This is a genomic window from Methanospirillum sp., from assembly GCF_035406105.1.
Taxonomy (GTDB): Archaea; Halobacteriota; Methanomicrobia; order Methanomicrobiales; family Methanospirillaceae; genus Methanospirillum.
Genome location: NZ_DAONKG010000086.1, coordinates 1 through 9,557 on the forward strand (window position 1 = coordinate 1; position 9,557 = coordinate 9,557).

Sequence of the window (9,557 nt, forward strand, 5' to 3'; positions counted from 1 at the left end):
TGTTATGAAGTGCGTGGCTGTGAAGCCTGTTGGCACACTGAAGAATTGTTCTGAGCAGATATGCATCCTGCGGAATCTCACAGCCTATCGATGCCTCCATGGCACCGACACCTGCGAGGGTGTGGGCGATTGGACAGATACCACATACACGGGATGAGATCTTGGGTGCCTGGTGCATGGTCTTACCTACACACAGTTTCTCAATACCTCTTACCGGAGTGATACTCAGCCAATCTCCACGCTCAATTATTCCCGCATCGTTGACTTTAAGGACAAGCTTGGAGTGTCCTTCATGTCGTGTGGTTGGGGAAACTTCTACTACTTTGGACAAGAGAATCGCCTTTGATATTTGTTTGTTCGCAATGCTGTACAACTCATATCAAGAGCCCTCAGGAGATCTGAGGGTATGACCGTACCATTGTACGACAAATGGCATTTGGCTATAAGATATATCTAATTTGCCATTTGAACGGAGAACATGCCTCGATTTTTCATTGATGTCTGCGCGATTTTATTATGAATGTTATATTATTCACAATATGTATGATATGAATATGAGTGAGAAATGATTGGTCAGCCGGCCAATTCAGCTTCAAAACAGTACATTCATTTTTAATTTTAAAATTAGCAAGAGTATATCCATTTGAATGTTCCCCGTTTCATCGCAGTTCCTGGCAATATTTGTGTTACTCATAGAAACGGCAAAAGGGATATCTACCTTTTTCTATGGTTTCAAATTTGAAAAAAATGACTGAAATATGGGAGGATTATCACAAAAGAGGAAAGCATACTGCTTCGCGCTCATACACCCATCTGATGAAACCGCGATCAATTGATATATTCCCAAAAAAAGACACATTGAAGAGTTATTGCTCATGCTTTCAGGGACCTGTCTCTTTCGATCCACAGCCTGCCAGTCTGTACTGTGTGACATCAGATCCTACCTGGAGGATGAGGAGCGTATCTTTCGAAGAAAAGAACGGTTTGATCGGGATCGGAGGGATTTTTATGCCCGGGCGATGGTTCTTTTTGCCCTGACAAACCGTCTTATGGATCTGGCACGTGATGTCAGTCTGATCAGGGGATATATCAGTACCGATGAACAGATTAAGACCAAGGTTTTCTTCAAAAGACTCTATGATCATGGCGTCATCTCATGGGAGATGCGTCAGCAGATGATTGACCTTGTCAATTTTCGAAACCAGGTTTCACATCACTTTTATGAGATTACCCGGGATGACCTTGAAAAAGTCCATCAGATGGTGCCGGTATATCGTCAGTTCGTTCAGATCATGGAACAGGAACTTATCCGGAATGATGAGCAAAAAAGGAATCTGGTTATTCTGGCCGGAACCGCATGTGTGCTGCTGGTGCTTATTCTGCTATGGTTTATCAGCTAATGTCAAGATTTTCACCATTGATCTCATCCGCAAGCTCGGCGATAGTCGCCTGTCGCTCTGCAAATGCATCATGCTGGTGAATACTCTCTTCATTATCCTGGGCAATGGTCACCACGGAATCACCGGGAAGATCCCCAAACTCTGCATGGACACGACGGGCCATCTCCCTGACACAATCCTCGACGAACCGCGGGTTTTTATGGGCTGAAAGAACAACATGACCCTCATCACCACGCTTAAGGAGTTCAAATATTGGTGTGGACATGGACTGCTTGAGGATCATAATGATCTTCTCCAGCTTCACATGGCTCTCATCATCAGTCTCGATAGAGAGAAAACCCCTTCCCCGCTGATTATGAGTTGCCATCGGCACTTCTTTGAAGAATGAGTCGATCTTATCCTTTGGAATGTCAAGCTGTTCCATAACCTCTCGCGCCCGTTCCTGCATAATATTCTGGGCACAGGGGCATGCGGTCATACCCGTCACTTCCGCACCAATACTCTTCCTGACAATAGGCTCTTTGAAGGTACGCTGAGCGATGGCACTTGCAAACACCTTGACTACTTCCTGACACAGCGTTCCGGTGACTGGTGTCTCCCCGACAACCATAAACTCAGACCGCATCTGTACCTCTGTCCGGTCAGCATACTCATGCTTATCAAGCAGCCGCCGTGCAACCCTGCTGCATAGTTCTTCAATCTCCTTAACCTCCCCTTCTATCGCGGATTGCAAAACCTCGTCTATAACTTCAAAATTTCTGGAGAGATTCGCCCCCTTCAGACTGCCGGGAAGATCCACAAAGATATCAAAAATGGAGATGAATATGACCGGGCGTTTTCCGGGTCTAGTAACTTCGACCATTTTTTTTACATTCTTTACACCTACCCGCGTCAGGTTAATCCTGACATCAGGAAGGGTGGACTGCACATCAGGCAGTTCACGGGAAAAAACCCTTTCAGATGTTTTTAGCAGAGACATTGCGCCCTCGGAGAAAAATATTGAGTGGTTCCCATAAGTGGGATCCGAATTATACTAAAGCTTTTCAGATGGTATATCAGATCCTGATATATCTGACCTTCCGGTATGGGTCAGGGACTCTCCCTGGAAGGGAGAAGAGGGACATTTAATTGCGGTTGTGAAAGAAATAATGAACGCATGGTCGAATCATACGAGGCCCTTCTGAATAAGGCATATGAGGAGGTGACAGAACCGTCAGAGGATGGAGAACGCTGGTCATACCCCGAACCAAAGTCAATAATTGAGGGCAAGACCACCATCCTGGAGAACTTTTCAGATATTGTGAGTGCTCTCCGGCGCGATCCGGATCACCTCATGAAGTACCTCCTCGGAGAACTGGGTACTGCAGGAAAGATCGACGGGTCACGTGCAATTTTTAACGGGAAGTTTGAAGACTCACTCTTCTCCCCAATGATACGCAGTTATGTCGATGATTATGTGATCTGTTCTGAGTGTGGAAAACCAGATACCCGGCTCTATAAGGATGACCGTATTCTCATGCTCAAATGTGAGGCGTGCGGGAGTCACCGGCCGGTCCGGAAGAGAAAATCAAAAGTTGAATCCGGAGCATCAGGTCTTGAACAGGGGAATATCATCGAAGTCACCATCGAATCCACATCCCGCCGGGGAGACGGCGTTGCAAAAGTCGGGAAATACATCGTCTATGTTGCCGGCGGCCGGCCTGGCCAGAAAGTAAAAGTGAGGATTGCGAAGATATCAGGTTCAATGATCTTTACAGAAAAACCCTGAATCTATTTTTTTACTGATTGTTCAAGAGAGGCTAAGAGCTCCTCACACTGACCCGAGAGCCGCCTGCATGCATCCAGGACCGGTTTTACCGGATCGGCCTTATTATGAGTGGTAACGGTCAGGACCGGGTCTGAAAACTGAAATTCAATGACATAATTAGCAACATCCACCGTCGGATCGGTAAGGATCTCGGTCTTTAATGCATTCATGAATGTATGTCCCTGGCCGGCAAGAGAAATCCTGACCTTATCCTCACCCAGTTCGAGAACCGTAATATTCATTTGTACTGTGTTGGAGTTCAGATCAGATAAAGGTAGAGCGCGTAAACCCTTTAAAAGATTATTACTTCTCCGTCATGACCCTGACCTGGTGCATCAAACGGGATGAGATGACTCATATGAACAATGCGAAAATCCTTCACCTGCAACTGGTGTGCCATCCCGATCGCTTCCTCGTAGTTGAGATGCTTTTCAACCTTCTTGAACGAGTCCGGAAAAAGACCGTCGATAAAGAGCATATCAACCCCCTGAAACAGGGCACGGGTCTCATCTGGCATATGTTCATTGGTGTCAGATGTATATCCTATCCTGGTTCGTCCATCCGATACAATTACACCCGTCGTGTAGATATTCGGGTGTTCCACTCTGACGAGGATTATCTCAAGGCCGCAGGTAATAAAGGGGGTGTAGACCGCTACCGGTCGTTCCTCCTTTATAAGAAAGTGAAAGACAGGACTACAGGAGGAGAGAACCTGGGGTGCTCCATAGACCGGAGGCACTTTCTGGACCCGGTAAAAATCCCCAAACCCCATGAAGTGATCATAATGCCCGTGGGTCCATATGACCGCGTCAATTCTTGGTGAACCGGCGAGCAGGAGCTGGCGTCGTAAGTCCGGTGTGGTATCGATGATCAGATGATGATTTTCGTTGGTTATCAAAAGAGAGGTTCGAAGTCGTTCAATACCTGTTTCCTGTGCATAAATGCAGTTTTTACAGGTACAGCCGACATGAGGGGTCCCTACTGCATCTCCTGAACCAAGGATCCTGACCTTCATCAGACCCAATTCCTGGCTTTATGCTCATCCCGCGTTTTTATCAGAAGCTCACCTTTTGTAATGTCCTCACGGGTGAGTTCAGAACGGCCGTCAGTAAGTGCAGAAAGAATCGCTTCGCGAACCAGCATCTTCAGGTCAGCACCGGAAAACCCTTCGGTCTGTTCTGCAACCTGGGCAATGTCAACCTCTGTCTCTGACTCTGAAAGCAGGCGGCGGAGAATCAACTCACGGGTTGAGCGATCTGGCAGATCAAACGGGATCACTTCATCAAACCGCCTCCATGCTGCTTCATCCAGGAGCTGAGGATGATTTGTTGCCCCGATAAGGAGGACTTTGTTACGGACCAGGCTGATTCTATCGATGTTTTTAAGAAGTGCATTAACGGCACGTTTCATCGCCCCGTGGTCATCACCGATACGACTCTTTGCAAGAAAATCAAACTCGTCGATGAAGAGAATACACGGGGATAACAGTCGTGCCACATCAAAAATCCGATCAATGTTTTTGGATGTTTCACCAAGATACTGAGACGTAACCATGGACAGCCTGACCTCAAGGATCGGCATATGGAGAACACGGGTCAGCGCAAATGCCAGAGAGGTTTTGCCGGTTCCTGGAGGACCTATAAAGAGCAGTTTTCCGATCTCATAAACCCGCCTGCTCTTTAAAAATTCAAGGTGCTCAAGAGCGACCTTCAGCTTAACAATACGACTCAGCTGATCTGCGGAACAGATGATGTCATCTATCGTCTGTTCCACTTCCTCCGGTGCACTGATGATGATTAGATCAAGACCTGACCTGAGCTTGTCATCTTCTGCAAGCATCCGTGAGATCCGGCGATCCAGATAGATCCTGCTGTCTTCAAACCGGGGATTGGCCTCCCTGACTTCTTCATACGTGATACCGATTGAGGGATCCTGCTCATGTGCATACCAGGCAAGGGCCGGATTCTTCTCGATCCTGGACCGTCCGCCATTCTTTAAAAACCAGGTAAGCCCCGCTGGAAGTGAGGTTATCCTGAGCCGGTGCCCGAACTCTTCATAGAGCGTGAGAGGATGTTTATCGAGCCTGAGATGCGCATCAGGAATGCCAAGCACGCGCTGAAGCGCACTCTCTGCCACAACAACCGGCGTCCGTTCGCCATCTATGGAATGAATACCATACACCTCACGGGCAAGCGGTGTCAAATCATTGACATTCAGATTGGGGTACTGGTTGTAAATCTCTGCAGTCAGGAGCAGTTCTATCAGATCCAGGATCTCCTCATCACGGGTCATTTCGATAATCCTTATACTATGCTTTCATCACTGAAGAATCGGTATCATGCAGTGGTGACGATACAGCCATCACCGGTTACAATCATAGTATGTTCAGCCTGCGAGACAAAAGAACCCGGGACATCTGATAACACCGGGTATGAACGGATTATGCCATCCTTCATCAGACGGGCAAGGGCGAGGTCTGCCGATTTCACATGGATATGCCGCCTTGCAAACGGCATGCCATTTCGTCCCTCAATCTCCTGAAGCACCTTACGGGCAGCCGGAAGCCTGACCGGACGCCGCACGATCTGACTGAATATCTCCTCTCTTCTTCCGTCATGGACAAAACCGGTTCCGGTGGATGCAAATGGCTCGATTGCAAGGACCATTCCTTCTTCAAGGACTGCACCACCAACGCCCGGAATATTTGGAACATTCGGCCCGGTATGCAGGCAGTACTGATCAAGACCATGACCGGTCAGGTTTGCAACCGGTACAAAACCCCGGCTTTTAATCTCATGAGCTACGATACCACCAAGGGTGCCTATGGCAACGCCGGGTCTTACTGCCTCAATAGCAGCATCTCTTGCAGCAACGGAGGCCTCACACAAGAGCGGCTGATTTCCAAGGTCTACGGTACAGGCCGTATCTGCTATATACCCGTCAAGATGCACGCCGATATCCAGTTTGACCATATCGCCTTCTGCAAAGACCCGTGTATCATCCGGTGATGGAGTGTCATGAGCAGCCGATTCATTCAGAGAGATGTTGACTGGAAAGGCAATTCCAAACCCCTCATCCAGGATCATACCCTCGACAAAGTCCGCAACATCACATAATAATGTGCCAACCTGTATTCTTCCTGCTCCTGCCGTCAGTATCTTCTTTGCTGCCGCCCCCGCCTGCATATACCGGTCAAATATCTCTTCTTTCACAAAACCATCTCCAGAGGGTAGTCTGTAATTCGTGAAAAACCGCTCTTTTCCACTATTCCCAGGTTTTCAATCCGGACACCCCCAATATCGCGGTAATACAGACCGGGTTCAAGGGTGATCACATTTCCTGCATGCAATAATCCTCCCGTGCCGGACAGGGAAGGCTGTTCATGGATCTCAAGACCTACACCATGTCCAAGGCTGTGAATAAAACCTTCCGTATCCGACCGGTACCCAAGATCAGAAAAGTAATCACGCACCGCCTGGTAGCACGCAGCTCCGGACACCCCGTCGCGGACCATACGTTCACTCATTAGAAGGGCATCCTTTACCGCAGTATAGAGCTCGCTCACGGATCCTGCTGGCTCTCCCCGGCTGACGGTTCTTGTCATATCTGCATGATATCCGGTTTTATTATCACAGGGAAAGACGTCAATTACAATCGGTGCGTGGGCTTTGAGCTCACCATTTCCCGTGCAGTGAGGCATAGCAGTCTCCGGTCCGCATGCAACTATCGTATCCCGGGCGGTGCAGTCATAAGCAAGCAGAACCTTGTTCATCTCATACCTGACGATATCAGATGTGAGAGGAGAGTCTTCATGCCAGAGCACTCCCGATCTGATATCTGCATACCTGATCAGACTGACTGCCCTGTCCATTGCAGCTTCAGCAGCCCGTTGTGCCCGGATAATCCATCCAGTCTCCTCCGGAGTCTTTATTGCGCGATGAGCCGTCAGTCTTGATGATGAATCGACATACACCGTATCATATGATTCAAGAGCACGAGTGAGGGCTGTCGGAAAGTCGGGCGGAACAAGATACGGGCCGGCGCACAGGCGGTGAATCATTTCTGCCTGGATCTTCCAGGGGTCTTTCTCATGTTCAAATATCTCCAGATATCCTGCCTGCTGGCGGGTAAGGACATCTGCCAATGACTCCCGCAACGCCCGGTCCGCTTCCATCTGGGGGACGATCATGAGGGGGGGTTTATCTATTCTTTTGAGTATTGTGACCGGATCATGTGTTACAAACCGAGTCATGTGCCGCATTGCTGCATTATCAGATGAAGCATACAGACAATATGCTGCTGCGCCGGCATCCCTGATCAGGTCATCAAGGCTGTCCATCTCATACAGGTTTTATGTCAGACCACAAGTACTTTTACGCAAAACGTGATGTATTTATAATGGATGATGCTTCAAAAGAGCAGTTCAGGTGGCGATTCTGGCACCTTACCGTACTTCTAAACGGAGTTATCCTGTTTTTTGCACTGATCCCTATTGCACTCTTCCTCTTTCCAGAGGCATATAGGATTCCTGGTGCAGGAATCAGTTGTATTCTGGCTGTTATTCTGACGGTGATCTTCACCAGAAATTATCATAAAACAAAAGCCTGGCTGAATGATCATGCAGGATAAAGAGCAAGAACCGTCGATGCTTGAGAAGATCAAAGAGGATATCAACCTCGCATCCCGTCACATCGAGGTTCTGCGGGCTGTTGCCGGACATCAGCCAATCGGTATAATCAAGTTATCCGAACTTCTGAATGTTCCCCAGCACCGGATTCGGTATTCACTCAGGGTTCTTGAAAGCAGCGGATATATTCGCGCCTCAAGTGCAGGAGCGATGGTAACACCCAAAGCTGAGGAGATGTTTCTGCATCTGAACGATGATATTGACGAGATTATCCGGATTGTACGGAGAATGAAGCATTCCTAAAATCCTGATACGATTACCATTACCTTTATTAGTCATTACTTCATACGTATTAGAGCACATCTGAGCCGCCATAACTCAGTTGGTAGAGTGACTGGCTGTTAACCAGTTTGTCACAGGTTCGAGTCCTGTTGGCGGCGTCTCATTTTTTGGGCCTGTAGCTTAGCGGTGAGAGCGCCCGGCTCATAACCGGGCGGTCATGCGTTCGAATCGCATCAGGCCCATGACCTGTATTTTTTACGTACAGATGGTCATGGTACTGCAATGAAATGTCCCTGTTGTGGTGAGGACCATCTTATCTGTTCTGAAGATATCACGCAACGCCCCACAGAGGTGTTTGCACCCTGCCCACAATGCAACCCAAGACCATGGGATAAAGATAGGCCAGTCCTGTCCGGGGAGGTTATTTCCGGTCCCTGCCAGTGTAACCGCCGATTTATCGACGATGTGATGGCAGAAATATACCGGATTTTACACACCGAAGGGGTGTTTGAAGGCAGTGAACCGCTCTCATCCATCGGAACCCCGCTCATATGCCCTGGTCTTTTTCTTCGCCGACCTCCTATGCTCCCACCCCGGTCCCTTCTGATCATCTCTGACTGTATCCCTGCTCCGGTTGCAGAGAAAGCATACACACTCATTCCTGAATTGTGCGGAATCATCACCCATATGCAGGAACTGCCTGGTCCGGGGGACATCATAACAGGACAGGAACCATCAGTCCATGAAGGGGCACTTGTATGCGGGTGTGATGTCAGGGAGGATATCTTTCTCTCAGGAAAAGGCCCGGTCGTCGTCATTAAAAAGCAGGCATTCATGCACATCGAGTTTCCAAAAGGTATTGATCCCAAGATACTGAGTGTAGAAAAGCATGTCAGGCAGATACATCCGGACGTCTTTATTGACGCATGTGCAGGTCCGGGGACACTCGGCATCAGTGCAGCACTGTTTGGTGTTCCAAGGATTGTGATGTGTGATGTGTGGCATGCTTCAGTCTGGAGTGCAATCCAGACAATACGGATAAATCAGAAAAAACTGGGAATTAATACCATAACTATCCATGAAGAGATCGGGAAAAGACCAAAAGTCTGGTCTTTGAAACCAGTCCTGATCTGCACCGCGCAAGGAGAAAAAATCTTGATTCAGGTATATCATGGATCGTATGAATTTCTAGGACCTGAAATTCCTCCCGGCAGACGACTGACCGTATTCGACCCCTTTGATAAAGAATCATTCAGGAAAAATGATCGCATTCTGACATCATGGCAGGAAAAAATAGGAGGGGAAGTTTTTATTCCGTAGCTGCAGCATAATTATGGGGACTAGCCCGGGTGGATCGGCGTCACTTGTAACCTGAAATCGTCGGTATGCAGGGGGCGAAGTTTGAGGAAGGTTGGTACATACGGCCTGTATCCGTCGTGTT

12 protein-coding genes and 2 tRNA genes are annotated in these 9,557 nt (G+C 48.3%); 7 read left to right on the top strand and 7 right to left on the bottom strand.

All coding sequences use genetic code 11. From position 1 onward, the window contains the following. Positions 1-331: nickel-dependent hydrogenase large subunit (locus PLA23_RS06610; protein WP_324474546.1), on the bottom strand; the 331-nt coding region annotated here is incomplete at its 3' end. Positions 332-875: 544 nt separating this feature from the next. Between PLA23_RS06610 and PLA23_RS06615 the strand changes: the two genes are divergently transcribed. Then, on the top strand, positions 876-1,400 hold the full coding sequence (locus tag PLA23_RS06615) for a HepT-like ribonuclease domain-containing protein (protein WP_324474534.1): 525 nt from the start codon (positions 876-878) through the stop codon (positions 1,398-1,400). On the opposite strand, the gene mptA is transcribed toward PLA23_RS06615, so the two are convergent. Beyond that, complete coding sequence (mptA, locus tag PLA23_RS06620; protein WP_324331755.1) at positions 1,393-2,379, bottom strand: GTP cyclohydrolase MptA; 987 nt, start codon at positions 2,377-2,379, stop codon at positions 1,393-1,395. The genes PLA23_RS06615 and mptA overlap by 8 nt on opposite strands. A gap of 177 nt (positions 2,380-2,556) precedes the next feature. On the opposite strand from mptA, the gene PLA23_RS06625 reads away from it, so the two are divergent. After that, positions 2,557-3,168, top strand: coding sequence for a translation initiation factor IF-2 subunit beta (locus PLA23_RS06625; protein ID WP_324474536.1), 612 nt, complete (start codon positions 2,557-2,559; stop codon positions 3,166-3,168). A 2-nt stretch (positions 3,169-3,170) separates the two neighbouring features. On the opposite strand, the gene PLA23_RS06630 is transcribed toward PLA23_RS06625, so the two are convergent. Genes PLA23_RS06630 through PLA23_RS06650 form a run of 5 tightly spaced genes read right to left on the bottom strand, consistent with a single transcriptional unit; the run spans position 3,171 to position 7,546 of the window. Beyond that, positions 3,171-3,449 carry a DNA-directed RNA polymerase subunit L gene (locus tag PLA23_RS06630; protein ID WP_324331363.1) on the bottom strand — a complete coding sequence of 93 codons (279 nt, stop codon included), beginning with the start codon at positions 3,447-3,449 and terminating at the stop codon, positions 3,171-3,173. A 50-nt stretch (positions 3,450-3,499) separates the two neighbouring features. Further along, a complete protein-coding gene (locus PLA23_RS06635; protein ID WP_324331361.1) occupies positions 3,500-4,222 on the bottom strand; it encodes an MBL fold metallo-hydrolase in 723 nt (240 codons plus the stop codon). Then, positions 4,222-5,499: an ATP-binding protein gene (locus tag PLA23_RS06640; RefSeq protein WP_324474538.1), complete on the bottom strand. Its 1,278-nt coding sequence runs from the start codon at positions 5,497-5,499 to the stop codon at positions 4,222-4,224. The genes PLA23_RS06635 and PLA23_RS06640 overlap by 1 nt, the downstream gene beginning before the upstream one ends. Positions 5,500-5,543: 44 nt before the next feature. Then, positions 5,544-6,419, bottom strand: coding sequence for a type II methionyl aminopeptidase (gene map / locus PLA23_RS06645; protein ID WP_324474540.1), 876 nt, complete (start codon positions 6,417-6,419; stop codon positions 5,544-5,546). After that, entirely contained in the window at positions 6,416-7,546 is a 1,131-nt protein-coding gene (locus PLA23_RS06650; protein WP_324331356.1) for a M24 family metallopeptidase, read from the bottom strand. Before PLA23_RS06650 ends, map begins: the two co-directional genes overlap by 4 nt. Positions 7,547-7,560: 14 nt before the next feature. Here PLA23_RS06650 and PLA23_RS06655 point away from each other — a divergent pair, with 14 nt between their 5' ends. The 5 genes from PLA23_RS06655 to PLA23_RS06675 all read left to right on the top strand — a co-directional run bounded on the left by PLA23_RS06655 (position 7,561) and on the right by PLA23_RS06675 (position 9,436). Further along, entirely contained in the window at positions 7,561-7,836 is a 276-nt protein-coding gene (locus PLA23_RS06655; protein ID WP_324474542.1) for a hypothetical protein, read from the top strand. A gap of 16 nt (positions 7,837-7,852) precedes the next feature. Beyond that, on the top strand, positions 7,853-8,137 hold the full coding sequence (locus PLA23_RS06660; RefSeq protein ID WP_324328551.1) for a hypothetical protein: 285 nt from the start codon (positions 7,853-7,855) through the stop codon (positions 8,135-8,137). Positions 8,138-8,201: 64 nt separating this feature from the next. After that, a tRNA-Asn gene (locus PLA23_RS06665) sits at positions 8,202-8,274 on the top strand. Between the two features lie 11 nt (positions 8,275-8,285). Further along, positions 8,286-8,358, top strand: a tRNA-Ile gene (locus PLA23_RS06670). A 40-nt stretch (positions 8,359-8,398) separates the two neighbouring features. Beyond that, a complete protein-coding gene (locus PLA23_RS06675; RefSeq protein ID WP_324474544.1) occupies positions 8,399-9,436 on the top strand; it encodes a hypothetical protein in 1,038 nt (345 codons plus the stop codon). Positions 9,437-9,557: the final 121 nt, after the last annotated feature.